Genomic DNA, 26,982 nt, shown 5'->3' on the forward strand with positions numbered 1-26,982 from the left:
GCCAGGCTACGCGCGGAGGGCCTCGGCCCGGGCCGTCCGGTGCTCGTCGTCGGAGATCACGCCACGACGGTGCAGGTCGTCGAGTTCGGCCAGCCGCTGCTCGAGCGTCGTCGGCGGTGCGAACGTCTGGCTCTGCATCGCCCGGTACGCCAGGTCCTCCTGCAGGGTCAACGGGTTCTGACCGCGGTCGGACATGCGCTTGGCGCGGTAGATCGCCAGCACGATCGTGACGACGATGCCGAGCACCACGATGACCCCGCCGACCGTGATGATCGTCGCAGCGACGTCGAACGCCGGCGGGATCAGCGGGTTGTTCCCCTCGTCCGGGAACCCGAAGTCGTCGATCGACATGACACCCTCCCCCTGGGGCACGGTCGCGCCCTCGTCGGGATCGTAACGCGCCCGTTCCTTCCCAGCACACCCGCGATGTCAGGTGGGTCCGGGCGTCCCTGGTCGAACGGATCGACCGGGTACGCCCGGAACCTCCGGGTACGCCCGGAACGACCAGGCATGCGAGGGCCACCACTGACGCCCGGAACGACCGCCCGCAACCGCTGCCGCCCGGGCCCCGCCTCAGCCGCGCAGCGGCCCCGACGCCTCCACGTTCGCGCCGTCCGCGAACCCGCCCACGAGCTCGCGCAGTGCCTCGTCCGCCGTGTGCCGCGGCTCCCACCCGAGCTCGCTCCGGGCCCGGTCGGTCCGCATGATCGGCACCCCCGCGGCGATGTCGAGCCACCCGGCGTCGGTCGGCTGGAGCCGGAGCCGCCAGGTGAGCGTGACGATCCCGCGGAGCAGCCGCAGCGGGATCCGCACGGCGCCGAGCATCCCGAGGGCCCGTGCGATCCGCGGCGGCGTCAGCACGGGGGTCGCCGCGATGTTGAACGCGCCCGCGGCCCGTCGGTCGATCGTCCGCCAGAACGCGTCCGCCAGGTCGTCGGCGTGCACGGCCTGGAACACGAACGGCAGCGGGAGCGGCAGGACCGCCCAGCGGACCCACCGCACGATCGACATCGGCACGAGGTGGCCGAGGAACAGCCCGCGGAGCTCGGCGGCGACCCCGCGTTGGAACACCAGGCCGGGGCGGAGCCGGGTCACGACGACCTCGGGGTGGGCGCGCTCGAACGCGTCCATCGCCCGCTCGTTCTCGGCCTTGTGGATCGAGTACGTCGCCGTCGGGATGCCCGTCGCCGGGAACGACTCGTCGACCGGCGTGCGCTTCCCGTCGACGTCGACGCCGCGGTAGGCGCCGACCGACGACGCGACGACGACCTGCCCGACCCCGGTGCGGGCGACGGCCTCGAGCACGTTCGCCGTGCCGGTGACGTTCGTCCGGTGCTGCGCGGGGATGTCGTGCGTCGGCTGGAGCGCCCACGCCAGGTGCACGACGGCGTCCGCGCCCCGGAACGCCGCGGTGAGCTCGTCGACCGCCCGCGGTGCCCCGACGTCGACGGCGCGCCACTCGGCGACGTCGTAGGGTGCGACGCGCGCGTCGGGCAGGCGGCGGGCGACGCCGACGACCTGCAGGCCGTCCTCGTCGCCCGCCCGGCCGTCACCGGTGAGCCGTGCCGCGGCGAGCCGCCGCAGCACGGCGGTGCCGACGTTGCCGGTGGCACCCACCACGACGACGCGCATCAGCGCACCAGTCCCGACCGGTCGCCCGTCACGCCGCGGCCATCGAGGGGTCGAGCACGACCTTGATGCAGCCGTCCTCCTTCTTCTGGAAGACGGAGTACATGTGCGGGGCGTCCTCGAGCGCCACCCGGTGGGTGGTCAGGTCGAGGGTGCCGAGCGGGTCCGAGGGGTCGGACACGAGCGGCATGAGGTCGTCGACCCAGCGGCGGACGTTGCACTGCCCCTCGCGGATCGTGATCTGCTTGTCGAACAGGGTCATCATCGGCATCGGGTCGGCCATGCCGCCGTAGACACCGGACAGCGACACCGTGCCACCACGGCGGACGAGGTCGATCGCCGCGTGCACGGCTGCGAGCCGGTCGACGCCGGCGGTCTCGATCGCCTTCTGCGCGAGCTTGTCGGGCAGCAGCCCGGCCGCGCGCTGGGCGAACCCGGCGACGGGGTTGCCGTGCGCCTCCATGCCGACCGCGTCGACGACACCGTCCGGACCGCGCCCGTCGGTCAGGTCGATCAGCTTCGACACCATGTCGTCGTCGAGGTCGAACACCTCGATGCCGTGCTTCGCGCCGAGGTCGCGACGGACCTGCTCCGGGTCGACGGCGAGCACGCGGTAGCCCAGGTGCTTGCCGATGCGCGCGGCGAACTGGCCGACCGGGCCGAGGCCGAGCACCGCGAGCGTGCCGCCCTCGGGGACCTCGGCGTACTGCACGGCCTGCCACGCGGTCGGGATGATGTCGCTCATGAAGAGCCACTGGTCGTCGGCACCGGTGTCGGGCACCTTGATGGGGCCGTAGTCGGCGTGCGGCACGCGCAGGTACTCGGCCTGGCCGCCGGGGACCTGGCCGTACATCTTCGTGTACCCGAAGAGCGAGGCACCGGTGCCGTACTCCTTCACCTGGGTGGTCTCGCACTGCGACTGGAAGCCGTGCTGGCACATCCAGCAGTGGCCGCAGGAGATGTTGAAGGGGACGACGACGCGGTCGCCGACCTTGAGGTTCGTGACGGCCGAGCCGACCTCCTCGACGATGCCCATCGGCTCGTGGCCGAGGACGTCGCCCTTGTCGATGTACGGGCCGAGGACCCGGTACAGGTGCAGGTCGGAGCCGCAGATCGCCGTGGAGGTGATCCGCACGATCGCGTCGGTCGGCTCCTGGATGGTCGGGTCGGGGACGGTCTCGACGGACACCTTCTCGGTGCCCTGCCAGGTCAGTGCGCGCACGTCGCGTTCCTCTCGTGGTCGCTTCCGAGCCGGCCGGGAGGCACGACTCGCGTGACCTCCTCGCTACGCGCCCGCCCCGTGGTGCGTTCCCAGCCCCGTCCGCAGCGCGCTGCGGCGGCGGCGGTGGGGCGGGCCTCCCGTCCGCGCCGGTGGCCGGTCGGCCACCGGGGGTCAGCCCGTCCGCCGATGTGCGGATCCCCGGGCTCGGCAACGCTGGGACCGATGGACCACGGCACCACCCGACGCGCACTCCTCGCCGGCGCGACCGGCGCCCTCGCGACGGGGGTGCTCGCCGCGTGCTCGACCGGCAGCCGACCCGCGGGGCGGACCGCCTCGGCGACCACTCTCCCGACGGCCACCGCCACGGGGACGCCGACACCGGCGCCGACACCGACGGCGACGTCGACCCCCACCCCGACACCGACGCGGCCCGCGCTCACCCGCGTCCCCCTGCCCGCGGGGACCGTGACCGCCCTTCCCGCCGGTACCCCCGGGATCGCGTGGACGGTCGACGACGGGGCGTCCGCGGACGTCGTCGCCGCCTACGCCCGCTCCGCTTCGGCCACCGGCACGCGGTTGACGTTCTTCGTGAACGGCGACCGGCCCGCGTGGACCGAGCACGCCGACCTGCTCCGCCCGCTCGTCGAGTCCGGGCAGGTGCAGCTCGGCAACCACACGTGGGACCACCCGGCGCTGACGAAGCTGAGCGACCAGGCGATCCAGGACGAGCTCACTCGGAACCACGAGTTCCTCGAGCGGACCTTCGGCGTCGATGCGCGCCCGTACTTCCGGCCGCCCTTCGGGTACCACGACGCCCGGGTGGACCGTGCGGCGGCGGCGGTCGGCTACACGACCCCGCTGCTCTGGTACGGCACGCTCGCGGACTCGGGCGACATCTCCCCGGACCAGATCGTCGGGTTCGCCGAGCAGTGGTTCCAGCCGGCGCACATCGTGATCGGGCACGCGAACTTCCCGGGCACCATCGGGGCCCTGCCGCGGTTGCACGCCCTGCTCGAGGAGCGCCACCTGGCGACGTACACGCTCGACGACGTCTTCTCGCGCTGAGCCGTCGCGGTACCCGTCCGCGTGCTCGTGCCGCGAAACGCAACGTCGGCGGTTCCTCGCAGTGCGGTACCGCTGCGAGCAGTCGCTCCCGTTGCGTCTCGCGGGCCGCGGAGCCTGCGCAGGTGCGCTCGCGTCAGCCGCGCAGGCGGTCGCGCTCGGCCGCGGGCAGGTGCTCGGTCGCCGTCGCGCGCGCCGCCGGTGACAGGAACCGTCCCTGGCGCTCGAGGAACGCCACGAGCGCGGGCTCCGACGCCCGCTTCCCGGTCTCGCGCAGCACCCACCCGAGGGCGGACTGCACGGTCTCACTGCGCTCCCGGACGAGCCGGCCGGCGATCGCGAGCGGCACCTCGGCGTCGCCCTGCTTGACGAACGCCAGGGTCGCGACGGCCGCGACCCGACGGACCATCGCCACGTCGGACTTGGCGAGGGCGAACAGCTGCCCCGTCGAACCGCCGACGAGCGGCGCCCCGACGAGCTCCTCGGCGGCGATGTCGGCGAGGACCGGGTCGCCGAACCGTTCGGCCTTCGCGGCGGCGAGGTACTCCTCGGTCAGCTCCGGATTCGGGTGGGCGCGCATCGCCTGGACGAGCAGCACGACGGCCACCAGCCGCGCCCCCGGGTCCTCGCTCCAGAGCAGGGCCGAGCGCTCGCCAGCGTCGAGGTCGGCGAACTGCCGTGCGACGCGGCGTGCACCCGCGACGTCGCCGGGGGTGCGGGCGAAGGCGGCGAGCACGGCCTCGGCGTCGCGGGTGTCCATCGCGACCAGGCTAGCCGTCCGGACCGGACGGGTCAGCGGAACTTCAGCACCGTCAGGGGGTCGATGAGGGTGCTCCCCTGCCGGACCTCCACGTGCACGTGCGGCCCGGTCGACTGCCCGGTGTTGCCGGACTTGCCGATCTGGGTGCTCGACTGGACGATCTGCCCCTTCGTCACCTGGATCGCGCTGAGGTGCGCCGTGAGGACCGTCGTCATGCCGTAGGTCACGACGATGTAGTTGCCGTACGAGGCGTTGTTCGTCACGACGGAGGTCACGGTGCCGGCCCCGGAGCCGTACACCGGGGTGCCGACCGGCACGGGCGCGTCCGAACCCTGGTGGTAGCGCGGGACGTGTCCGGCGCCGCGGTCGTCGCCGAAGCGTCCGGAGATCTTGGTGCCGACGACCGGCCAGGCGAGCCCCGTGACCTTGCGGGTCGACCAGACGCGGGTGTCGGCCTTGCCGTAGAGCACCACGTTGCCGTCGACCTGCACGAGCAGCTGCCCGGCGCCCGCACGGCTGGTGTGGGAAGCCCAGAGGGCGACCTTGTCGGGACCGTAGACGACGAGGTTCCCGTCGGTCTGCACGGCCGCGTAGGCGCCCGGGTGACCGCCGGTGCCCGAGTTCCACACCGCTGCACCGTTGACGGTCTGCACGAGGTTGCCGTCGGTCCGCATGGTGAGCTTGCGGCTCCCGCTCCCGTCGGACTGGAGCGCGGAACCCGAGGCGATGACCGACCCCGCGGCCACGCGGTCCTGGAAGGTGAGCGCCTGCCACACGATGCCGCCCGACGTGTCGAGCGAGGTCATGACCCCCTCGGAGCCGATCTGCAGCTGCTTGCCGACTCGGCCCTCCGCTCCCCAACGGGCGATGAGCTTCCCGGAACGGACGATGGTGAGCCGGCCGTCGGGGTTGACGACGGCACTCGACCCCGCCGTCGAGGTACCGGATGCCCACAGCACCCTCTTGCCGATCCCGTACTCGACCAGGTTCCCGTCGCCCTGCATGACCAACTGGAACTGCCCGTTGCGGGAGGTGAGCGAGTCACCCGGGTTGAGGAAGGTGTTGGCCTTCACGGAGCCGACGTACGTGACCGCCGCCTGGGCCGGGGCGGCTGCGACGACACTGCCAGTGAGGGTGACGGCGATCGCCGCCACGACGGCTGCGAGCCGTCGGGTGATGCTGCTGCGCACGGAAGGAGGTTCCCCTGATCGGTGTGGTCCCGTGGATGACGGGTCGTGGCCTGGTGGCCACGTGACGGCAGCCCGCCCTGTCCGGGCCGCCGAACGATGGTCACCCGGCCAGCGGCAGGAGACAAGGCCGCGGGCGACATCCGTTCTCCCCAGTTCCGGGGGTAGCAGCGGCCGGCGGATCGCCTCATCTGTTACACGATGGAAACAGACTGTGTACAAAACGGAGTGAGCAGGCGTGATTGTATGCAATCACCGCACTCCTGAGCGCGGCTCCACAAGAGCCGCCACGCACACCGCACGCTCCAGGAACACGATGTCCAACTCCCCCGCTCGACGCCGCCGGACACTGCTCGCGCTGCCCGCCGTCGCCCTGGCCGCCACGCTCGCCCTCACGGCGTGCGTCCCGGTCCAACGCTCGAAGGCCGGCGGCGCCACGGCCGGCACCGTCACCACCGTCGCGATCGGCGACCGCCAGGTCCGCGAGGGCGGTGACCTCGTGATGGCGCTCTCCGCCGAACCGGACCGGCTCGACCCGACCACGTCGTCGTCGCTCTACACCCGGTACGTCATGGAGACGATGTGCCAGAAGCTCTACGACATCGATGCCGAGGGCACGGTGGTCCCGATGCTCGCGACCGAGCTGCCGACGGTCTCCGACGGCGGGAAGACCGTCACGTTCCCGGTCCACAACGGCTACCGCTTCGCCGACGGCACACCCTTCGACGCGGCCGCCGTCGTGACGACGCTCGAGCGGAACCTGACGAAGGACGACTCGAGCCGGAAGAGCGAGATGGGTCCCGTCACGGGCATCGAGGCGGTCGACGACCACACGGTCCGCCTGCACTACAGCACGCCGTTCGCCCCGATCACCGCGGCGCTCGCCGACCGGGCCGGCATGGTCATGTCGCCGACCGCCCTCGAGCAGGAGGGCGACGGCTTCGGCGACGCCCCGGTCTGCGTCGGCCCGTACAAGTTCGTCGAGCGGGTGCCGCAGACCTCGATCGCCGTCGAGCGCGACCCGATGTACCACGACCCGGCGAGCGCGCACTTCGACCGCATCACCTACCGGATCATCACCGATGCCAGCATCCGCGCGCAGAACCTGAAGTCCGGGGACGTCCAGGTCGCGGACACGATCTCGACGCAGGACGTCGACGAGCTGATGAAGCGGAAGGACCTCGAGGTCCTGCGCACCGGCTCGCTCGGGTACCAGGGCATCACGATCAACCTCGCGAACCAGGACGGTGTCGGCACCGATCCGAAGCCCCTCGACACCCCGCTCGCCACCCAGCGGAAGGTCCGCCAGGCCCTGTCGATGTCGATCAACCGCGGCGAGCTCGTGCAGAGCGTCTTCCGCGGCTGGGCGGACGTCGCCTGCTCCCCGATCCCGGACACGAGTGCCTTCGCGACCGACGCGAGCAAGGCGTGCCCGGCGTACGACCCGGAGCGGGCGAAGGAGCTCCTCGAGGAGGCCGGCGTCGAGCAGCCCTTCCCGATCGAGATGGAGGTGACGAACACCCCCGACACGGTCCGGTTCGCCCAGGCCCTGCAGGCGCAGGCCCGCGCCGGCGGCTTCGCGATCACGATCACCCCGGTCGAGTACACGACCCTGCTCGACGACCAGACGCGCGGCGACTTCCAGGCGCTGCAGCTCGGCTGGTCGGGCCGCGTCGACCCGCACGGCAACATCGGTTCGTTCCTCGGCACCGGCGGCGGCAACAACTACCCCGGGTACAGCGACCCCGAGGTCGACGACCTGATCAGTCGCGCGGCGCAGGCCACCGACCAGCAGGAGCGCGCCGACCTGTACGGCCAGCTCGTCACGAAGGTGCAGCAGGACGACCCGATCATCTACCTCTACCGGACCCGCAGCATCACCGGCGTCAGCACGGACGTCGCCGGTGTCTCCACCTACGCCGACGGCGTGGTCCGACTCAGCCAGGCGGCGTTCGTGGAAGGCGGCGACAAGTGATCCGGTACGTCCTGACCCGGCTCTGGCAGGCGGCGCTCACGCTCGTCCTCGCCTCGATCGTGGTGTTCTTCGGGGTCCGGCAGCTGCCGGGCGACCCCGCGCTGGCCCTGGCCGGCGAGGAGGCGAGCCCCGAACGGCTCGCCGCCGTCCGCGCCGACCTCGGCCTCGACGACTCCCTGCTCGTGCAGTACTGGCGCTTCGTCGTCAACGCGCTGCAGGGGGACCTCGGCCAGTCCACCCGGACGGGCACGCCCGTCACCGAGCTCCTCGGCGCGACCCTGCCGGTCACGCTGTGGCTCGCGCTCTACGCGATCGTCGTCGCGGTCGTCGTGGGGGTCGCCCTCGGCACCCTCGCCGAGCGCTACCGCGGCCGCTGGCCCGAGTGGATGGCGAACGCCGCCGCGCTCGTGGGCCTGAGCGTGCCGAACTTCTGGCTCGGCATCCTCGCGATCGTGTGGCTCGCCGCCGGCCTCGGCTGGTTCCCGGCGTCCGGCTACGTGCCGGTGACGAGCGACCCGGTCGGCGCCCTGCACCACCTGACGCTCCCGGCCCTCATCCTCGGCACCTCGCTCGCCGCCGTGATCATGCGGCAGACCCGGGCGTCGATGATCGAGACGATGAAGACCGACTTCGTCCGGACGGCCCGCGCGAAGGGCCTGAGCCGTCCGCGGGTGCTGTTCCGGTACGGGTTGCGGAACTCGATGATCGTCGTCGTGACGATCGTCGGCCTGCAGCTCGGTGGCCTGATCTCCGGCGCCGTCGTCACGGAGCGCATCTTCGCGCTGCCGGGCTTCGGCAAGCTCACGCTCGACGCCGTCTTCACCCGTGACTACCCGGTCATCCAGGCCGTCGTGCTCGTCATCACCCTCGGCTACGTCCTCATCAACTTCGCCGTCGACGTCCTGTACTCCGTCATCAACCCGAAGATCCGCGTCGGAGGAACCGCATGACCACCATCACCGCCCCCTTCGACCTCGGCTCGAGTCGCGGCCGGATCTGGAAGCAGGTCCGGACGAACCGGCTCGGCATGACCGGCGGCATCATGCTCGCGGTCGTCGTGCTCGCCGGGATCACGGCGCCGCTGGTCGCCCCGCACGACCCGACGGCGACCCACTTCGACCTGCCGTTCCAGGTGCCCTTCACCGTCGGCTTCGGGTTCGGCACCGACGACCTCGGTCGCGACATCCTCTCCCGGACGCTCTACGGCATCCAGGTCTCGCTCGTCGTGGGCGTGCTGTCGGTGCTCCTCGCGGTCGTGGTCGGCACCCCGCTCGGCCTGCTCGCCGGGTACTGGCGCTGGCTCGACGCGATCATCAGCCGCCTGACCGACGTCGCGCTCGCGTTCCCGTTCCTCATCCTCGCGGTGGGCCTGGCGGCGATCAGCGGTCCGAGCCTGACGAACGCCGTCATCGCGATCGGCATCTCGCACGTCCCGGCGATGATCCGCATCGTCCGCGGCGAGACGCTCCGGATCACCAGCGCCGACTTCGTGACGAGCGCGAAGACCCTCGACGCCGGCGGCGCGCGGATCATCCTGCAGCACGTGCTGCCGAACTGCGTCTCCGCGATCATCGTGCAGGCGACCGTGATCATGCCGGTCGCGGTCATCGGCGAGGCCCTGCTCTCCTTCCTCGGCCTCGGCATCCAGCCGCCGACGGCGAGCCTCGGCATCATGCTCTCGGACGCGCAGCAGTACCTGGGCCAGGCCCCGTGGGCCGCCGTCGTGCCGGGCGTCGCGATCGCGGTCATCTGCCTCGGCTTCAACCTGTTCGGCGACGCCCTGCGCGACGCCCTCGACCCCACCGCATCGGACCGCTGAGAACACCGCCGAGAACACCGCTGAGGAGCACCAGCACCATGAGCACCAACCCCGCCTTCACCGCACCGCCGACCGAGACCACCCGGCCGGACCTGCAGGGCACCTTCGGCATGGCCGCGTCGACGCACTGGATCGCCACCGCGACGGCGCAGTCGGTCCTCGAGCGCGGCGGCAACGCCTTCGACGCCGCCGTCGCCGGTGCCTTCGTCCTGCACGTCGTCGAACCGCACCTCAACGGTCCGGGCGGCGACATGACCGCCGTGTACGCGACCGCCGAGGGGAAGACCCCGACCGTCCTGGTCGGTCAGGGCCCCGCCCCCGCGGGAGCGACGCCGGAGCACTACCGTGCCGAGGGGCTCGACCTGGTGCCCGGATCGGGTGCCCTCGCGGCCGCCGTCCCGGGCGCCGTCGACGCCTGGTTCCTGCTCCTCGCGGAGCGCGGCACCTGGGAGCTCGCCGACGTGCTCGCCCCCGCCGTCGGCTACGCCCGTGACGGCCACCCCGTCGCACCCCGGGTGGTCGCCACGATCGCGACGGTCCAGGACCTGTTCCGGGAGCACTGGCCGTCCTCCGCCGAGCGGTGGCTGCCGGGAGGCTCGGTGCCGGTCCCCGGGACCATGGTGCGCAACGAGGCGTGGGCCGCCGTGCTGGAGCGGCTCGTGCAGGCCGGGTCCGGTGTCGACGGGGACGACGGCGATGCGCGCGTCGCGCGCATCGAGGCCGCCCGCACCGAGTGGGCCGAGGGCTCCGTCGCCGAGGCCGTCGACCGCTTCGTGCGCGACCCGCACCGGCACGCGTCGGGCACCGACCACGCGGGCGTGATCCGGGCGTCGGACATGGCGGCGTTCCGGGCGACGACCGAACCCGCGACGACCGCGGAGTTCCGCGGGCACACCATCGCCAAGACCGGACCGTGGGGTCAGGGCCCGGCGCTCCTGCAGACCCTCCGGCTGCTCGAACCGCTCGACGACGAGCGGCTCGACCCCTCGACGGTCCTCGGCGCGCACACGATCGCCGAGGCGCAGAAGCTCGCGCTCGCCGACCGCGAGGCGTACTACGGCGACGGCGACGTCCCGATGGACGAGCTGCTGTCCGACGCCTACTCCGCCGAGCGGCGGGCGCTCATCGGCGACCGCGCCTCGCACGAGCTCCGCCCGGGGACGGTCTCGGTGCCCGGCGGGGCGCTGCCGCCGCTCCGCGAGTCGTACACGCCCCGCGGCGGACCGGTCGCCGGCGTCGGGGAGCCCACGGTCCCGGGAGCACGCGGTCAGGCCGTGGCCGCACCCGCCGAGGACGCACCCGACCACGAGGACCGCGGCGAGCCGATCGTGATGGAGACCGGCGAGACCCGGGGCGACACGTGCCACATCGACGTCGTCGACCGCTGGGGCAACATCGTCAGCGCCACGCCGTCCGGCGGGTGGCTGCAGTCGTCCCCGACGATCCCCGAGCTCGGGTTCTGCCTCGGCACCCGCCTGCAGATGACCTGGCTCGAGGAGGGCACGGCGACGACCCTCACCCCCGGCGCCCGCCCCCGCACGACGCTCACCCCGACGCTCGTCCTGCGGGACGGCGAACCGGTCGTGGCGATGGGGTCACCTGGCGGCGACCAGCAGGACCAGTGGCAGCTGCTCTACCTGCTGCGCACGATCGTCGGCGGGTGGTCCCCGCAGCAGGCGATCGACGCCCCCGCTCTGCACACGACGTCGTTCCCGGGGTCGTTCTGGCCCCGCACCTGGACCCCCGGCGGCCTCGTCGTCGAGGACCGACTGGGCGACGACGTCATCACCGGGCTCGAGGAGCTCGGCCACGTCGTCACCCGCGCCGGCGACTGGTCGCTCGGCCGCCTGTCGTGCGTGACGCGCGACCCCGACACCGGCGTCCTGGGCGCCGCCGCCAACCCGCGAGGAGCACAGGGCTATGCCGCAGGACGCTGAGAACGTGACCACCACCACCGGGGCCGAGCCGCGCCTCCCGTCCGACACCGGAGCCGACCACCTGCTGTCCGTGCGCGACCTGCGGGTCGCGTTCGGCGACCGCGAGGTGCTGCACGGCATCGACCTCGACGTCCGCCGCGGCGAGCGCGTCGCGATCGTCGGGCAGTCGGGCTCCGGCAAGTCGACGCTCATCGCCGCGCTGCTGCGGCTCCTGCCCGGTGCCGGCCACATCACCGGCGGGGACATCCGGCTCGGCGACGACGACATCGCCCACGCCGACGAACCGCTCATGCGCCGCGTCCGGGGCGGACGGATCGGACTGGTGCCGCAGGACCCGTCGACGAACCTCAACCCCTCGATGCGGGTGGGTGCACAGATCGCGGACGCCCTGCGGGCCGGCGGGCTGCGCGGACGCGCGGCGCTCCGCGAACGGGTGATCGCCCTGATGACGGAGGCCGGCATCCCCGAAGCAGGGCGACGGGCCGACCAGTACCCGCACGAGTTCTCCGGCGGCATGCGGCAGCGCATCCTCATCGCGGTGGCCCTCGCCCGGCAGCCGGAGCTGCTCATCGCCGACGAGCCCACGAGCGCGCTCGACGTGACGGTGCAGCGGCAGATCCTCGACCACCTGCAGACCCTGGTGGACCAGCACGGCACGACGCTGCTGTTCGTGACGCACGACCTCGGCGTCGCCGCGGACCGGACCGACCGCGTCGTCGTGATGCTCGACGGCGAGATCGTCGAGCAGGGTGCGCCCGAGGCGATCCTCCGCGACCCGCAGCACGAGTACACGAAGCGGCTCATCGCGGCGGCGCCCGCGCTGTCCGGGGTCGCACCAGAGCCGGTCGCGGCCGGCGAGCCGATCCTCGTCGTGACCGACCTGGTGAAGGAGTACCGGCTCCGCGGCCGCGGTGCCGGCACGCTCCGCGCCGCGGACGGGGTGTCCTTCACGGTCCGCCGCGGCACGACGACCGCCGTCGTCGGCGAGTCCGGTTCCGGCAAGACGACCGTCGCCCGCGTCGTGCTCGGGCTCGAGACGCCCACCTCGGGCAGTGCCCTCGTCGACGGGCTGTCGATCGGCAGCGCACGGGGACGGGAGCGGCGGGACGTCCGACGGCGGGTGCAGCCCGTGTTCCAGGACCCCTACGGCTCGCTCGACCCGACCTCGACGATCGAGCGGATCATCGACGAGCCGCTCCGGGTGTTCGGGATCGGCGACCGGGCCTCGCGCACCGAGCGGGTGGCGACGCTGCTCGACCAGGTCGCGCTGCCCCGGTCCGTGGCGCAGCTCCGCCCGAACGAGCTGTCCGGCGGGCAGCGGCAGCGCGTGGCGATCGCCCGGGCGCTGGCGCTCGAGCCGGAGCTCATCATCCTCGACGAGGCGGTCTCGGCGCTCGACGTCCTGGTGCAGGAGCAGATCCTGACGCTGCTCGACGACCTGCAGGACCGGCTCGGCCTGAGCTACCTGTTCATCACGCACGACCTCGGGGTGGTCCGCCGGATCGCGGACGACGTCGTCGTGATGCGTCGCGGCGAGGTGGTCGAACGAGGCAGTGTCGCGGCGGTGTTCGACGACCCGCAGGAGCAGTACACGAAGGACCTGCTCGACGCCATCCCCGGGAAGCGTCTCGCCGAGGCGGCCGCGTGAGACGATCGGCAGCGTGCTGAACGGGACGAGTGTCATCGACGCCATCCGCCTCGACATCGTCGCCGGCGTGCTCCAGCCGGGGACCCGGGTGACCGAGGCGTTCCTCGCCGACCGCTACGGCGTCTCGCGGGTCCCGGTGCGCGAGGCGCTGCGCGGGCTCGAGGGCGAGGGCTTCGTCGTGTCCCGTCCGAACGTCGGCTCCCGGATCGCCGACATCCCGTTCGACGAGGCCGACGACCTGTTCGCGGTGCGCGAGTCGCTCGAGACCGCGACGGCCCGCCGTGCCGCCACCCGCGCCCGCACCCTGTTCGACCAGGCGACCCCGCCCGAGGACTGGTGGCGGGTCCGCCGGGAGCTCGGCGCCGTCCTCGACGCGGGCGACGCCGCCGTCGAGCGCGAGGACCTCGACCAGCTCGTCGACCTGAACGAGCGCTTCCACCTGCTCGTCGCCGAGCTGTCCGGCAGCGCCACGCTCGCGACCCTGCTCCGGCAGCTGTCGCGGAAGATCGAGTGGCTCTACGCGCTCGACACCTTCTCGCGCGGCAAGCGGCTCTGGCCCGACCACCGGCGCATCCTCGCCGCGATCGACGCGGGCGACGTGGACGGGGCCGCTGAGCGCATGGCGTGGCACGTGCGCGAGAGCCGCATCGGCTACGCGGCCCGCTCCTCCCCCGAGCAGGCCGACGCCCTGCGCGAGGCCGGCCCCGCGGTCTGACGCGCCGGCCCGCGCGGCCGAGGCTCGCGCCCGCGGACACTTTCGTGGCCCGGTGGCCGCGAAAGTGTCCGCCCAGCCGAGCCTCGGGCCGGGCCGCGCCGCGCCCGCCGCTACAGCGTCGGGACGACCACCGCGCGACCGGACAGCTCGCCGGCCTCGAGCTTCCGGTACGCCTCGAGCGCGTCGCGCAGTGCGAACCGCTCGACGTCGGGCTCGATCTGCCCCGCCCGGTACATCGCGACGACCTCGTGCAGGTCCTCGATCGTGCCCCAGTAGGTGTTCGTGATCGTCGACTCGTACGGCGTCGAGAAGAAGTTCCACTCGACGGTCCCACCGGCGATCCCGACGACCGTGAGCCGACCGCCGATCGCCATCGAGGCCTTCGCCGTCGCGATCGTCGGCGTCGCGCCCACGAAGTCGAACGCCGCGTCGACGCCCTTCCCGCCGGTGAGCTCGCGGATCGCAGCGGCCTGGTCGGGCCCCGCGGGCACGGTGACCGCGCCACGGGCAGCCGCCCGCTCCATGGCGTCCTGCTTGGTGTCGATCGCGATGACCGTGGCGCCGGTGAGCGCCGTCAGGATCTGCACCGCGATCTGTCCGAGACCGCCGAGACCCACGACGAGCACGTGTCGTCCGCCGCCGGCCAGGTTCGGCAGCGCGGCCTTGATCGCGTGGTACGGCGTCAGGGCCGCGTCGCTGAGCGGAGCCGCGGCGATCGGGTCGGCGTCGCCGAGCGGCACGAGGTTGCGCGCCGGGACCGTGACGTACTCCGCCATGCCCCCGTCACGCCCGAGGCCGATGGCCGCGTACGGGTTCGTCGCGGCGTTCTCGCAGTAGGTGTCCTGCCCCTTCGAGCAGTACGAGCAGTGCCCACAGCCGACCGGCCCGTACACGAGGTACGCGTCGCCCTCGGTGAACCCGGAGACGCCGTCACCGACGGCCTCGACCCAGCCGGAGTTCTCGTGGCCGAGCACGAACCCGGGGACCTGCGCGCCCGGCTGCCCCTCCCGGAACTCGCGGTAGACGGCGACGTCGGAGTGGCAGGCTCCTGCGCCGGCGACCCTGAGGAGCACCTCCCCCGGGCCCGGGACGGGCTTCTCGACCTCGGTCAGGACGGGGAACGTCTGGTACTGCTCGAACACGACGGCGTGCATGGGTGTCCTCCTTCGACGTGATCCAGACTACGCCCGTCGCTCAGGACGACACGTGTCGCTCGGATGGAGGCTCCGGCGCAGGCGCGGACACCGCTGTCGACGACCAGGGAGCATCCCTCCGCCCCGCGAACAACCCCCGGTCGAACCGCGCCCCGTTCGGCCGCGACGATCGCAGCACCATCACGGCGAGCACGAGCGCGCCGAACGGCCCGAGGCACACCATGAGCAGGATCCACGCCCCGCTGTGGTCGCGGTCGTGCAGTCGCCGGACGAGCAGGGACCACCGCGGGACGAACGTCAGCGCGAGCCCGGCCAGCACGGCGAGGTCCCACCCGGACGGACGGACGTCGCGGCCCGCTCCGATCCCCCACCACGAGTGCTCCGAGGACACCAGCCGGAACGTCACCTGCGGCGCCGGGACGATCCCGAACGGGTCGGCCGAGAGCGTCCAGTGCGACGCGAGACCGGCGCGCTGCAGGAGCCACCCGACGCCGAGCGCCACGGGGGCCTCGAGGAGCAGGACCCACCAGTACTCGGAACGGCTCGCCCGCCCGTGGAAGCGCCACCCCTGCGTCCAGAACCGCAGCCACGCGACGACCGGGCGCGCCCCGACGTCGACCGGCCCCTGGTCGAGCACCTCGCCCCTGTCCCCCACGTGCCCGATCGTAGGGCAGACCTGCGTCTTCCCCGTGAGCCGGTTGCGAGAACGAGCGTTCTCCGATTGACTACGACACGTCGGCCCGCAGCGGGCCGGACCCCCACACGAAAGGAGCGGCCATGCCCACGCGCACCGCACGCACCGCCTGGAACGGCGGCCTCAACGACGGTTCCGGCCAGGTCGAACTGTCCAGCTCCAAGGTCGGCACCTACGACGTCTCCTTCCCGAAGCGCGCGGCCGACGAGGCCGGCGGCGCCACCAGCCCCGAGGAGCTCATCGCCGCAGCCCACTCGGCCTGCTACGCGATGCAGTTCTCCGCGATCCTCGGCGAGGCCGGCGGCACCGTCGAGGCCCTCGATGTCAAGGCCGACGTCTCGCTCGGCCCGGACAAGGACAACGGCGGCTTCAAGCTGACCGGCATCACCCTCACCGTCAACGGCGAGGTCTCCGGCATCGACGAGGCCGCCTTCCTCAAGGCCGCCGACGAGGCCAAGGCCACCTGCCCGGTCTCGAAGGCCCTGACCGGCGTCGACATCGAGCTCAAGGCGACCTTCGAGCAGTAGTCGTCACCAGCAGACGGACGGGAGGCGCGGTGCCGGCTGGCACCGCGCCTCCCGTCCGTCCGTCGGTACCGTGGGCACATGCGCCGCCCCTTCCGCACACCGACCCACGTCGTCCTGTGGACGGGGGTCCTCGTGGCCGTCGTCGGCGTCCTGCTCGTCGTGACCGCCCCGGCGCCCTCGTTCGGCTGGTTCGCCTACGCACCACTGTCCCACGACGCCTTCGTCCCGGGCACGCGTCCGTGGCAGCTCGTCGTCGGCCCGGTCCTCGTGCTGGTCGGCGCCGTGGTCGCCGCGTTCGCCGGCGGCCGGCTCAGCGTCCGCCGCCGCTGACCGCTCGGGACGACCACCGGACGCGTCCAGCCGACGTCCGGGCTCACGGCCGAGCGGCTGGCACCATGGACGGATGGCCGAGCAGTTCCTCCCGGGTGTCCCACGGCCCGGACGCCCCCCGCGGCCAGGCGTCCGCAACCTCGCGCAGCACGACATCCGCGACGCCCGAGCGCGGCTCCGCGGCACGATCTACGAGGACGTGACCCCCGACACCCGGTCGCGCGAGCAGTACTCGCCCGTGCAGATCGTCGACTTCTGCCTCGACCTGGCCGAGGTGATGCTGGCCTCGGGCGCGGACACCCGCAGCGTCGAGACCGCCGTCGTCGCCGTGTCGACGAAGTGGAACCTCGCCCCGCTCGACCTCGACTTCTCGGGCAGCTCGGTGACGATCCAGTACGCCCCGTCCGACCACCCGCCGCTGGTGAAGGTCCGTACGGTGCAGTCCGACGGCTCCGACCTCGACCGCCTGGCACGGGCGAACCAGATCGTGGACGACCTCGTGCACGGCGTCCGGGACATGACCAGCGCGGTGAGCGCCCTGGTCGCGGTGCTCCGGATGCCGCCACGGTGGCCGACGTGGCTCGCCGACGTCGGGCTGTCCGTGCTCGGCACCTCGATCGCGATGCAGGCCGGCGGCGGCTGGCGCGCGGGTGTCGGCGCGTTCGTGCTCATGCTCGGCATCATCGTGTCGGGCCGCTGGCTGACCGGGCGGGGCTTCCCGCAGTTCTTCGTCTCCGGCGCCCAGGCGGCGGTCGCCTCGGCACTCGGCACGCTGGCCATCTGGGGCGACGTGCTCACGGCGACCGGTGCGGCGACCATGGTGGCGGCCCTGGTCGTCCTGCTCCTGCCGCACGTGTCCCTCGTCACCTGGGCCCAGGACGCGATCTCCGGGTTCCGGTCGATGGCGGTGGCCCGGGCGTTCTACATCGTGCTCGTGATCGCCGCGATCGTGGTCGGTGTCCCGGCCGGCATCGCGGTGCTGCACTGGCTCAGCATCGAGGTCGACCCGACCGGGATCGTCCTGCGCCCGCTGCCGCTCTGGGCGTCGCTGTCGCTGACCGTCGTGTCCGCGGCGGCGAACTGCTTCGTGCAGCAGGCGAGCGCGCGGGTCATCCCCGTGGCGGTGGTCTTCTCGGTCGCGGCGGGTGCGTTCCTGTGGGAGCTCCGGCACCTCGGCATGCCGCTCCTCGGGGCGACCTTCGTGGCGTCGGTGCTGCTCGGCGTCCTGTCCACCATCGCGGCGGCGCGGATGCGGACGGCGGTGGCGGCGATCGCGGTGCCGGCGTTCTGCGGTGCCCTGCTGCCCGGTGTCGCCGTGTCGAACGCCCTGCTCAACTTCATGTCCGGCTCGTCCGGTGCCGCGCTCGACTTCGTGGCGGCCGTGTCCGTCGCCCTGGGGATCGGCGCGGGGCTCGTGCTCGGCGGCCTCGTCGCGACCCCGGGGGCCCGACGGGCACTGCGGCGGGCACGGCGGGTCACGGTGCACTCGGTCCACAACGACACGACCGCGATCCCGGTGCTGCGCGGGACCGGCTACGACCCGGGCAACGGCACCGTCCCGCGCGGACACCGCCCGCGCTAGCGGCCGAAGGACCGGACACGAGACTCGGGCTGGGCGACCGCCCTCGGCCGGATCGGCACGAGGAACGTCGCTCAGCCCGAGTCTCGGACCGCTCGGGCCCCACAGGACGCGGGGCTCCGCGGATCAGTTCGCGTCGGAGACGGCCTTCGTCACCGCGGTCGGCGCGTCGTAGTCGCCGTCCGGGATGCCCTTGAGGGCCTCGAGGACGTCGTCCGGTGCGCTCTCCTTCTCGGCGGTCGCGACGATGTCGTCCTTCGACGCGGGGTAGTCGATGCCGCTGAGGTACTTCTGGACCTGGATCGGGTTCGGTGCTGCCATGTCGGCTCCTTCGCTCGGAGCGTCCAGCAGTACGCCGGAGGTCCTGCGCACCGGCCGGGCGAGTGCGTCCCCCGGCTCAGATCTCCCAGCTGCCGCCGTCGCTCCACCGCGAGAAGCGGGCTGCGGCCTGCGGTTCGTACCGCTCCATCCACCCGCGCTCGAGCCGCGCCACCGCACGGTCGAAGGCGGGCACGAGGTCGAGGTCCGAGCGGAGCATGGCCTGCAGCTGCAGCCCCTCGTAGAGCGCGATGAGCTGCTCGGCACCGCGGCGCGGGTCCATCGTGTGGGGCGCCCGACCGACGGCGATGTCGTGCTCGAGGCCGCGACGGATCTGCGACGTGAAGAGCTGGTAGCGCGAGCGCAGGTACGTGGCCATCGGGTGCGCGGGGTTCCCGGCGACGGACAGCAGGGCGACGAGGAGCCGCATGAGCGCCGGGTCCTCGGCGTTCGAGGCCACGATCGCCCGGAGCAGGTCGACCGTGGGGCCGCCGCCGACCTCGCGGGTGACCTCGTCCATCCGGTTGCCGTTCCACCGGTCGAGGGCCGCGAGCACGAGACCGTCCCACGACGGGAAGTGCTGGTGCAGCTCGTCGACGGTGATGTCCATCCGGTCGGCGACCATGCCGGCGTGCGCCTCGTGGAAGGGCACGTCACGCAGCAGGTCGACGGTCGCCCCGACGATCGTGATCCGCAGGTGCAGGGTGGCGGCCGCGGCGGCTGCCGCCTGCGTGTCCGCACTGGTGTGTTCGAGCATCGTGCCCTCCGTCGTGCTGCGGACGTCCTGTCCGCTCACCCATCAAACCGCAGACACGGGGGACACAGCAGCCCCGGTCCGGGTGTCAGCATGTCGGGGGACAACGACCGTCCCCGCAGCACCTCGTCGGGGTTCCGTGCGACCATGCCGGGATGCACCCGGAGGACCCCATCGCACAGGGACTCGCCACCATGGCGTCGGCGGGCTACGAGTTCGGCGGCGACGACGAACAGGTCGCGCACGACGTCCGGACGATGTGGCAGCAACTCGGCGCGCCCGAGGGCGCCTTCGACGCCGCGGCTCGGGCGATCGCCGGGTTGCCGCAGCGCCCGGAGGTCCCCGTCGCCGACCAGGCCCGGCGGCGGGCCTTCGAGCGCGCGGTCGGCATCAACCCGGTCGAGGTCGAGCTCACCGCGGCGATGTCCGCGCGCGAACTGCTGGAGCGGATGGCGCGGTCCGTCGCCTGCTGAGAAGACGGACGGGAGGCACGGTGCCAGCTGGCACCGTGCCTCCCGTCCATCTGCGGCGTGCGCGCGTCAGGCGACCCGGCTCACGGGGTCGGCATGCCGCCGTCGACATGGAGCGTCTCGCCGACCACGTAGGACGACTCGCCGCTCGCCAGGAACACGAACGCCGGCGCGAGCTCGGCGGGCTGGCCCCAGCGGCCGAGGTAGGTCTCCTCGCCCGCGGACGGCAGCGCCTCCGGCGGCTGGCCACCGGCCGGCTGCAGCGGGGTCCAGATTGGCCCCGGCGCGACGGCGTTGACGCGGATGCCCTTCGGCGCGAGCTGCGCGGCGAGGCCCTTCGCCATGTTGTTCACGGTCGCCTTGGTGGCGGCGTAGTGCACGAGGTGCGGGGACGGCGCGTAGGCCTGGATGGACGTCGTGTTGATGATCGTCGAGCCGGGCTGCAGGTGCGGGACCGCGGCCTTCGTGATGCGGAACGTGGCGTACGCGTTCGTCTTGAAGGTCTCGTCGAACTCCTCGTCGGAGATCTTCGTGATGTCGTCGACGTTCTGCTGCTTGCCGGCGTTGTTGACGAGGATGTCGAGGCCGCCCAAGCCGTCGACGGCCTGCTGGACGGCCTGCTCGCAGAACGCGAGGTCCTTGATGTCACCCGGGATCGCGACGGCCGTGCGACCGGCGGCCTCGATGAGCCCGACGATGCGGTCGGCGTCCTCCTGCTCCTCGGGGAGGTAGACGATCGCGACGTCGGCACCCTCGCGGGCGTAGGCGATCGCCACGGCGGCACCGATGCCGGAGTCGCCACCGGTGACGAGTGCCTTGCGGCCGGTCAGGCGACCCGAGCCGCGGTAGGTGTCCTCACCGTGGTCCGCGGGGACGTTCTCCGCCATCTCCTCGTCGGTGCCGGCACCCGGCAGGTACTGCTCGTCGGGCTTCTTGTCGGCGTACATCTTCGTGGGGTCCTGCATCGTGTACTGGTCGATGCCGCCCTGGTCGTTCTGCTGCTCCGTCATGGCCTGGACGGTACGCACCCCGTTCGTTCCCGCCGTCCAGCCGGGTGTCCCCCGCGGTGCCGACGTGACGTGTCCCCGAGGTCACGAACACGTGACGACCGGGCTGCGATTCGGTAACACCTGTCGTCCGAGCAGTCGGGAGGTCGTACGGTCGAGTGGTGAACCTCCGTCCTGCGCTCGCGATCGGCACCGCCGTGCTCGCCGCCGTCGTCGGCACCGTGGGTGCGGACGCGAGCGGGATCGTCGCCGCGTCGCCGGCGTCCGCGGCCGAGGACCGCAGCGACCTCGTGTCGTCTCGACCCGCCGTGCAGGTCACCAACCGCGAACTCCGACGGGTCGACTCGATCGAGCTCGACGCGGAGTCCCTCGTCTTCCGCGACGGTGACGACACCGTCGCCGACGTCTCCATGCGCGACTCGCGGTCGACGGTGGACCTGCTCGGCCGCCTGCTCGGCACACCGTCCCGCACGCAGACCGCCGCCGGAGACGGGGGCGCGTGCTTCCCTGCCGGCACCACCTCGACGTGGGGCGGCGCGATCCGCGTCGCCGCGCTGCGGACCCCGGCCGCGGTGGGCAACGCCGTCGAGATCCGCGTGCTGAAGTCCTCGGTGCGCACCCGCATCGGGAGCCGCGTCGAGCTCACCGGGCCCGGCGGCGTGCAGGTGGGCGACGACGTCGCGGACGAGCTGCACGACGCCCCGGCCGCCGACAAGGAGTCCTACGGCTCCGGCGACGCGCGCGCGTGGCAGCTGCTGCTCGAGCCCGGGTGGGAGGCGTCGGACGACGACGGGCCCCGGTCCGAGCACGACGCCGACGCCGACACCCACGCCGACGAGCGCCACGGCGACGGCGACGACGAGCAGGGCTCGAACGGCGTGTCCGCGCTGACGGACGACACCGAGGTCACGGTCATCGGCGCTCCGATGCCCGTGCACGCCCGTCGCTCCTGCTGACGCTCGTCCTCAGACGCGCAGGGTTGCGACCACGGGGAAGTGGTCGCTCGCAGCCCAGGTCTCCGGACCGTCGTGGTCGATCACGACCCGTTCCACCTCGACACCACCGCGGGTCAGCACCCAGTCGATGCGCTCCCCGGAGTCGACCGGCGCCTGCCAGCCGTTGAAGGACGCGGTGCGGTCGTCGGGATCGCCCGCGACGGCCCAGGCGTCCTCGTACCCGGCGTCGGCGAAGACCTGCCACGCCGGCCCCTGTCCAGCCGGCTCGTTGCAGTCGCCCGCGAACACCACCGGACCCTCGACCGACCGCAGCCGCTCGACGACCAGGGCCGCGCTGCGTCGACGCACCTCGTCGCCGTGGTCGTTCTCCTCGTGGTCGAAGTGCGACGTCAGGAGCGTGAAGGCCCCGCCGTCGACGTCGACGAAGTGCGCGTGGTTCGCGACGCGGGGGTACAGGCTGCCCCAGGTGTTCGACACCGGCTCGTCCGGGGTGTCCGACAGCCAGAACGTGCCCGTGTCGACGGGGCGCAGGCGGTCGCGGCGGAAGAAGACGGCCGCGTGCTCGCCGGCGGTGCCGCCCTCGCGCCCCTGGCCGACGTCGCCGTGGTCCGGCAGCCCGGCGCGTAGCGCGTCCATCTGGTGGTCGAACGCCTCCTGGACGCACAGCACGTCCGGGTCGTGTCGCCGGATGATGTCCAGGACCAGCGGCAGCCGTGCGGGCCAGTCGTGGCGGGGATCCGGGTTCTTCACGTTGTAGGTCATCAGGGTGATCGGACGCGCGACGTGGCTCACCGGTCGAACCTACCCGTCGAGCCCCGTCAGTTGATGCAGACGCCTTCCTTGCCGTACGTCTTCACGTCGGTCGAGCTCGGCTTCGGCTCGGACGACTTCGACCCGTCGTCCTTCGGTGTCGCGGGTGCCGCGTCCTGCGTCCCGCCGTCCGCCGGTGCCGACGAGGCACCGCCGGCGGGGGCCGGAGCGCTCACGGTCTTCCCGTCCGACCCGAGCACCAGGGTCACGCCGGTGACCGTCGTCGACCGGACCGCGACCGCACCGGGCACGACGGCGGCGACGGCCTTGGCCTGTGCCTCCTGCCCCGCCGGGTACTGCACCTGGGTGGTCTTCGTCGTCTCCGAGGAGCCGGGGGCACCGGCCTGGAAGCCCCGCGCGGTCAGGTTCGCGCTCGCGGTGGCCGCGGCACCCTCGACCCCGCTGCCGTTCAGCACCGTCACGGTCGTGGACGCCGGCGCGGCGGCGGTGGCCTTCGTGTACTCCTCGGGCTCACCGACCAGGCCCTGCACGAACGCGGGGATGCCGACCGTGTCGACCTGGACGATGGACAGCGCGGAGCCGTTCACGGTGATGGTCGGCGTCCCGAGGGTGGGGATCGTCGCCGACTGGATGTTGCCCGGACGCAGGTCGCGCATCTGCGTCGCCAGGGACACCAGGTCGGTGTCGGTCTGGATCGACCCGCCGACCGCGCTGAGGATCGCGTTCATCTTGATCGGGTTGAGGAGGGTGCCCGCCGAGAGCACCTTGCGGGCCTCCTGCGACAGGAAGTACTGCTGGCGGACGTTGCGGTCGAGGTCGCCGTTCGGCAGGCCGTGCCGCTGGCGGACGAACGAGAGCGCCTGCTTGGCGTCGAGCTGCGAGGTACCGGCGGGCAGGTCGACCCCGGAGTACGGGTCGTTCACCGCCTCGTTCAGGCACACCTCGACCGGCCCGAGCTCCTTGACCACCTGGTAGAAGCCGAGCAGGGACACCCGCACGTAGTGGTCGATCGACAGGCCGCTGAGGTCCTGGATCGTCTGGATGAGCAGCTTCGCGCCGCCGGTGTCGCCACCGCCGTTGAGGGTGCCGTAGTAGAAGGCGCTGTTGAGCTTGCCCTTGCCGACGCCGGGGATGTCGACGTACGAGTCGCGCGGGAAGGAGATCATCGTCGCCTGCGTGCCGTCGGCGTTGATGTGCAGGACGATCATCGTGTCGGTGTTGGTCGCACCGCCGTCGCTGGTCGTGCTCAGCTCCGCCATCTGCTCGGGCGTCGCGTTGTCCGGCCGGTGGTCGTCACCGACGAGCAGGATGTTCTGCGCCGTGCCGTCCACGTCGTGGTCGCCCTGCGACCGCGGAGCGATCGCGTCGATCTTCGTGACGCCGTTGTTCAGGCTCGTGAAGGCCGCCGCGGCGTAGCCACCCATCAGGACCAGGCCCATCGTCAGCACGCCGGCGATCGCGGGGAGGACGATCCCGCCCCCGCGCTTCTGGCGCCCGTGGCGCGGCGGCACGTGGCCGCGGCGTGCACGGCGCGTCGTCTGCTCGGGTTCGATGCTCACCCGGAAACCATAACCGCACAGCGTGGAACGGACAGGGAATCCGCTGAGGGTCGTGCGCGGACCCTGAGCGCGGTCAGTCCGCGCTGCGCGTGGGCAGGAGGTGGATGGCCTCCATCGCCAGCTCGGCCGCGATCGGGTCCTGCGCGAGCACGGCCGCGCGGAGCTTGTCGATCTCGGGACGGACCACGTCGGCAGGCACGAGCTCGGTCAGTTCGGGCACGCGCAGCTTGAACGCCAGGCCGTCGGTGGTCCCCCGGCACAGCTGCGCGAGCGAGGCGTTGCCGCACGCCTCGACCCACATGGCGTAGATGTCGGACCCCTCGCGGGCCACGTCGTCCATGTGCTCGCCGTCCACCCGCGCGGCGACGTCGTCGAGCACCGCGACGATCTTCTTCCGCTGCGCGGCCGTGAACCGGGGCACCGCGAGCCGCACGACACCGCCGTAGATGACGCCCAGCGTGCGGTAGGCGTCGAGGAGTTCGTCCTTCGTCGGCGCAGCGACGCGGGTGTAGCGGTTCGGTGCCATCTCGATGAGCCCGGCGCGCGCCAGCTCCGCCAGGGCCTCGCGGATCGGGGTCCGGGACACCCCGAGCCACGCGATCAGGTCGTCGTCGTTCAGACGTTCGCCCGGTTCGAGCGTGCCGTCCATGATCGCCGCACGGATCTTGTCCTGCACGGTGTCACGGAGGAGCTTTCGCTCGGCGGCCGGCTGCGTCGAGGGGACTGGCATGGCACCAGCGTGTCACATGTGACGGCCGGTCCGCGAGAGGCGCGAGGGCCACCACGCGCGTCGGCCGAGGTCGTGCACCACCGCCGGGACGAGCAGCGACCGCACCACGACGGTGTCGAGCAGCACACCGAACGCGACGACGAACGCGATCTGCACGAGGAACAGGATCGGGATCACCCCGAGCGCCGCGAAGGTCGCCGCCAGGACGACCCCGGCGGAGGTGATGACGCCGCCGGTCGCCCCGAGCCCGCGCAGCACGCCCTCGCGCGGCCCGTGGCGCAGGCTCTCCTCGCGCACCCGGGTCATGAGGAAGATGTTGTAGTCCACCCCGAGCGCGACGAGGAACACGAACGAGAACAGCGGGACCGACGGGTCCGCTCCCGGCAGGTGCAGCACGTGGTCGAACACGAGCGCGCCGACCCCGAGGGCGGCCGCGAAGGACACCACCACGCTGCCGATGAGCACGAGCGGCGCCACGACGCTCCGCAGCAGGAGCATCAGGATGCCGAGGATCACCAGGAGCACGATCGGGATGATCACCGTGCGGTCGCGGATCCCGGTGTCGTCGGTGTCGAGCGCCGTCGCGGTGACACCACCGACGAGCGCGTCCGGCGACACCCGCTCCACAGCCGTACGGAGGTCGCGGACGGTCTGCTCGGCTGCCGACGAGTCCGCCGGTGCGCGCAGCGTCGCCTCGAGCAGGACGTCCCCGTCGGACACGGTCGGTCGGGCGGTGGGGCCGCTCGCGGCTCCGGCCGTGTCGCCGACCGCCGTCGTGCCGGACGGGCTGTCCGCCGCCGCCGCGACCACGTCGTCCACGCCGTCGACCCCACGGACCGCCGCGACGAGCCGGTCGAGGTCGCGCTCCGGGCCGATGACCTGCGCCGGGCTGCCCGAGCCGCCCGGGAAGTGGTCGGCGAGCACGTCCTGCCCGTCGCGCGCCTGGGACGCCCCGATGACGAGGTCGCTCTGCGGCACCCCGTCCGCGCGGAGTCCGACGAGTCCGGCACCCATCGCGAGCAGCGCCACCGTGCAGACGATCCACACCGTCCGGGCGCGACGGGCGACCAGACGCCCGACGCGGGCCCACACGCCGCGGGCGTCGGCCCCGGTCAGCACCGGGTGCGCGCTGCCGTTCGCCGGGCGCCGCGGCCAGAACGCGGCACGCCCGAAGGCCATCAGGAGCGCGGGGAGCAGGGTCAGGGACGCGAGGAGGCTGAACGCGATGCCGATCGCAGCCACCGGACCGAGCGCCTTGTTCGAGTTCAGGTCCGAGAAGAGCAGGCACAGGACGCCGACGATGACGGTGCCGCCCGAGGCGAGGATCGGTTCGACGGACCCGCGGAGCGCCGCCCGGGTCGCACCCCAGCCCGTGCGGTGGTCCCGCAGGGCCTCGCGGAACCGCGCGGTGTAGAGGAGTGCGTAGTCGGTCGCGGCACCGATCACGAGGATCGACAGGATGCCCTGCACCTGGCCGTTCACGGTGACGACGCCCGCCTCCGCCAGCGCGTACACGACGAGGATCGAGGCGCACAGCGCGAACGTGGCCGTCCCGAGCACGAGGAACGGCAGCAGGGGCGACCGGTAGACGACCACGAGGATGACGAACACCGCGGCGAGCGCGACGCCGAGGAGCAGCCCGTCGATCCCCGCGAACGCCGCCGTGAGGTCGGCCGTGAAACCCGCCGGGCCGGTGACGTACCCGGCCACCCCGGTCGGGAGCGCCGCGTCCACATCGGCCCGGATCGCTGCGACGGCGTCGCCGGGGTCGGTGGCCTCGGTGAGGGTGGCCACGATCTCGGCGGCCTCGCCGTCCTCGCTCGGGATGACCGGACTGACGCCCTGCACGTCGTCCCGGTCGGCGAGCACGGCCGCGAGCTGCCGGGCGTCCGCCAGGTCGTCGCGGGTCAGGCCGCCGTCGCGCTCGAGCACGACGATCGCCGGGGCGCCCGCCGGCTGCCGGAAGTCGGCCGCGCGCTCCTGCACGGTCGTCGCGTCCGCCGAGGCCGGCAGGAACGAGGTCTGGTCGTTGGTCGCCACCTCGCCGATCTTGCCGAACACGGGGCCGCCGACACCGGCGACGACGAGCCACACGAGGATGACGAGGGCCGGCAGGACGATGCGGAGGGAGCGCTTCACGTGGGTGAGCGTACATGGATCGTCAGCATGCTGACCATCT

At 72.7% G+C, this 26,982-nt stretch carries 26 protein-coding genes; 12 read left to right on the forward strand and 14 right to left on the reverse strand.

What is annotated here, in order from left to right; genetic code table 11:
• Window positions 1-6: 6 nt before the first annotated feature.
• From H7A69_RS09875 to H7A69_RS09885, 3 genes are all read right to left on the reverse strand, one after another.
• A complete protein-coding gene (locus H7A69_RS09875) occupies window positions 7-351 on the reverse strand; it encodes an SHOCT domain-containing protein (RefSeq protein WP_182046869.1) in 345 nt (114 codons plus the stop codon).
• A gap of 222 nt (window positions 352-573) precedes the next feature.
• Window positions 574-1,632, reverse strand: coding sequence for an NAD-dependent epimerase/dehydratase family protein (locus H7A69_RS09880; RefSeq protein WP_182046870.1), 1,059 nt, complete (start codon window positions 1,630-1,632; stop codon window positions 574-576).
• A gap of 28 nt (window positions 1,633-1,660) precedes the next feature.
• Window positions 1,661-2,851 (reverse strand): zinc-dependent alcohol dehydrogenase, encoded by a 1,191-nt coding sequence (locus H7A69_RS09885; RefSeq protein ID WP_069711910.1) that lies wholly within the window; start codon window positions 2,849-2,851, stop codon window positions 1,661-1,663.
• Between the two features lie 222 nt (window positions 2,852-3,073).
• Here H7A69_RS09885 and H7A69_RS09890 point away from each other — a divergent pair, with 222 nt between their 5' ends.
• Window positions 3,074-3,916: a polysaccharide deacetylase family protein gene (locus H7A69_RS09890; RefSeq protein WP_182046871.1), complete on the forward strand. Its 843-nt coding sequence runs from the start codon at window positions 3,074-3,076 to the stop codon at window positions 3,914-3,916.
• Between the two features lie 133 nt (window positions 3,917-4,049).
• Here the strand turns inward: H7A69_RS09890 and H7A69_RS09895 are convergent, their stop codons facing one another.
• Window positions 4,050-4,673 (reverse strand): DNA alkylation repair protein, encoded by a 624-nt coding sequence (locus H7A69_RS09895; protein WP_182046872.1) that lies wholly within the window; start codon window positions 4,671-4,673, stop codon window positions 4,050-4,052.
• Window positions 4,674-4,705: 32 nt separating this feature from the next.
• Entirely contained in the window at window positions 4,706-5,863 is a 1,158-nt protein-coding gene (locus tag H7A69_RS09900; RefSeq protein WP_182046873.1) for a peptidoglycan DD-metalloendopeptidase family protein, read from the reverse strand.
• Window positions 5,864-6,176: 313 nt separating this feature from the next.
• Here H7A69_RS09900 and H7A69_RS09905 point away from each other — a divergent pair, with 313 nt between their 5' ends.
• The 6 genes from H7A69_RS09905 to H7A69_RS09930 are packed head-to-tail and all read left to right on the forward strand — an operon-like array spanning window position 6,177 to window position 13,954.
• Window positions 6,177-7,835 carry an ABC transporter substrate-binding protein gene (locus H7A69_RS09905; protein WP_182046874.1) on the forward strand — a complete coding sequence of 553 codons (1,659 nt, stop codon included), beginning with the start codon at window positions 6,177-6,179 and terminating at the stop codon, window positions 7,833-7,835.
• Window positions 7,832-8,785: an ABC transporter permease gene (locus H7A69_RS09910; RefSeq protein ID WP_182046875.1), complete on the forward strand. Its 954-nt coding sequence runs from the start codon at window positions 7,832-7,834 to the stop codon at window positions 8,783-8,785. The genes H7A69_RS09905 and H7A69_RS09910 overlap by 4 nt, the downstream gene beginning before the upstream one ends.
• Window positions 8,782-9,654 (forward strand): ABC transporter permease, encoded by an 873-nt coding sequence (locus H7A69_RS09915; protein ID WP_069711902.1) that lies wholly within the window; start codon window positions 8,782-8,784, stop codon window positions 9,652-9,654. The genes H7A69_RS09910 and H7A69_RS09915 overlap by 4 nt, the downstream gene beginning before the upstream one ends.
• A gap of 38 nt (window positions 9,655-9,692) precedes the next feature.
• Entirely contained in the window at window positions 9,693-11,591 is a 1,899-nt protein-coding gene (locus tag H7A69_RS09920; RefSeq protein ID WP_259346171.1) for a gamma-glutamyltransferase family protein, read from the forward strand.
• Window positions 11,575-13,239, forward strand: a complete 1,665-nt coding sequence (locus H7A69_RS09925; protein ID WP_182046876.1) for an ABC transporter ATP-binding protein — start codon at window positions 11,575-11,577, stop codon at window positions 13,237-13,239. The genes H7A69_RS09920 and H7A69_RS09925 overlap by 17 nt, the downstream gene beginning before the upstream one ends.
• A 13-nt stretch (window positions 13,240-13,252) precedes the next feature.
• The gene (locus H7A69_RS09930) at window positions 13,253-13,954 is read left to right on the forward strand and encodes a GntR family transcriptional regulator (protein WP_259346172.1); all 702 of its coding nucleotides are present in this window, start codon (window positions 13,253-13,255) and stop codon (window positions 13,952-13,954) included.
• Window positions 13,955-14,064: 110 nt separating this feature from the next.
• On the opposite strand, the gene H7A69_RS09935 is transcribed toward H7A69_RS09930, so the two are convergent.
• Together H7A69_RS09935 and H7A69_RS09940 are read right to left on the reverse strand one after the other, a co-directional pair.
• The gene (locus tag H7A69_RS09935) at window positions 14,065-15,108 is read right to left on the reverse strand and encodes an NAD(P)-dependent alcohol dehydrogenase (protein WP_182046877.1); all 1,044 of its coding nucleotides are present in this window, start codon (window positions 15,106-15,108) and stop codon (window positions 14,065-14,067) included.
• Between the two features lie 40 nt (window positions 15,109-15,148).
• Window positions 15,149-15,763, reverse strand: a complete 615-nt coding sequence (locus H7A69_RS09940; RefSeq protein WP_182046878.1) for a DUF805 domain-containing protein — start codon at window positions 15,761-15,763, stop codon at window positions 15,149-15,151.
• Window positions 15,764-15,885: 122 nt separating this feature from the next.
• Here H7A69_RS09940 and H7A69_RS09945 point away from each other — a divergent pair, with 122 nt between their 5' ends.
• The 3 genes from H7A69_RS09945 (at window position 15,886) to H7A69_RS09955 (ending at window position 18,241) form a co-directional block, all read left to right on the forward strand.
• Window positions 15,886-16,329, forward strand: a complete 444-nt coding sequence (locus tag H7A69_RS09945; RefSeq protein WP_069711898.1) for an OsmC family protein — start codon at window positions 15,886-15,888, stop codon at window positions 16,327-16,329.
• 78 nt (window positions 16,330-16,407) lie between these two features.
• A complete protein-coding gene (locus tag H7A69_RS09950) occupies window positions 16,408-16,659 on the forward strand; it encodes a hypothetical protein (RefSeq protein WP_182046879.1) in 252 nt (83 codons plus the stop codon).
• A 73-nt stretch (window positions 16,660-16,732) separates the two neighbouring features.
• Window positions 16,733-18,241: a threonine/serine exporter ThrE family protein gene (locus H7A69_RS09955; protein ID WP_182046880.1), complete on the forward strand. Its 1,509-nt coding sequence runs from the start codon at window positions 16,733-16,735 to the stop codon at window positions 18,239-18,241.
• Window positions 18,242-18,364: 123 nt separating this feature from the next.
• On the opposite strand, the gene H7A69_RS09960 is transcribed toward H7A69_RS09955, so the two are convergent.
• On the reverse strand, window positions 18,365-18,559 hold the full coding sequence (locus H7A69_RS09960) for a DUF2795 domain-containing protein (RefSeq protein ID WP_069711895.1): 195 nt from the start codon (window positions 18,557-18,559) through the stop codon (window positions 18,365-18,367).
• Window positions 18,560-18,635: 76 nt separating this feature from the next.
• Complete coding sequence (locus H7A69_RS09965) at window positions 18,636-19,313, reverse strand: TetR/AcrR family transcriptional regulator (RefSeq protein ID WP_069711894.1); 678 nt, start codon at window positions 19,311-19,313, stop codon at window positions 18,636-18,638.
• Window positions 19,314-19,465: 152 nt separating this feature from the next.
• Here H7A69_RS09965 and H7A69_RS09970 point away from each other — a divergent pair, with 152 nt between their 5' ends.
• The gene (locus tag H7A69_RS09970) at window positions 19,466-19,783 is read left to right on the forward strand and encodes a hypothetical protein (RefSeq protein WP_069711893.1); all 318 of its coding nucleotides are present in this window, start codon (window positions 19,466-19,468) and stop codon (window positions 19,781-19,783) included.
• 80 nt (window positions 19,784-19,863) lie between these two features.
• Here the strand turns inward: H7A69_RS09970 and H7A69_RS09975 are convergent, their stop codons facing one another.
• Window positions 19,864-20,790 (reverse strand): SDR family oxidoreductase, encoded by a 927-nt coding sequence (locus tag H7A69_RS09975; protein WP_411469362.1) that lies wholly within the window; start codon window positions 20,788-20,790, stop codon window positions 19,864-19,866.
• Between the two features lie 158 nt (window positions 20,791-20,948).
• Here H7A69_RS09975 and H7A69_RS09980 point away from each other — a divergent pair, with 158 nt between their 5' ends.
• Window positions 20,949-21,743 (forward strand): hypothetical protein, encoded by a 795-nt coding sequence (locus tag H7A69_RS09980; protein ID WP_182046881.1) that lies wholly within the window; start codon window positions 20,949-20,951, stop codon window positions 21,741-21,743.
• A 9-nt stretch (window positions 21,744-21,752) separates the two neighbouring features.
• Here H7A69_RS09980 and H7A69_RS09985 read toward each other — a convergent pair whose 3' ends face one another.
• The 4 genes from H7A69_RS09985 to H7A69_RS10000 form a co-directional block, all read right to left on the reverse strand.
• Window positions 21,753-22,535: an endonuclease/exonuclease/phosphatase family protein gene (locus tag H7A69_RS09985; protein ID WP_182046882.1), complete on the reverse strand. Its 783-nt coding sequence runs from the start codon at window positions 22,533-22,535 to the stop codon at window positions 21,753-21,755.
• Window positions 22,536-22,561: 26 nt separating this feature from the next.
• Complete coding sequence (locus tag H7A69_RS09990; RefSeq protein ID WP_182046883.1) at window positions 22,562-24,073, reverse strand: LCP family protein; 1,512 nt, start codon at window positions 24,071-24,073, stop codon at window positions 22,562-22,564.
• A gap of 73 nt (window positions 24,074-24,146) precedes the next feature.
• Window positions 24,147-24,803, reverse strand: a complete 657-nt coding sequence (locus H7A69_RS09995) for a GntR family transcriptional regulator (RefSeq protein WP_182046884.1) — start codon at window positions 24,801-24,803, stop codon at window positions 24,147-24,149.
• Window positions 24,804-24,815: 12 nt separating this feature from the next.
• On the reverse strand, window positions 24,816-26,942 hold the full coding sequence (locus tag H7A69_RS10000; protein WP_182046885.1) for an MMPL family transporter: 2,127 nt from the start codon (window positions 26,940-26,942) through the stop codon (window positions 24,816-24,818).
• Window positions 26,943-26,982 lie beyond the last annotated feature (40 nt).

Origin of the sequence: Curtobacterium sp. ME26 (assembly GCF_903970945.1) — a bacterium.
Classification (GTDB): domain Bacteria; phylum Actinomycetota; class Actinomycetes; order Actinomycetales; family Microbacteriaceae; genus Curtobacterium; species Curtobacterium citri.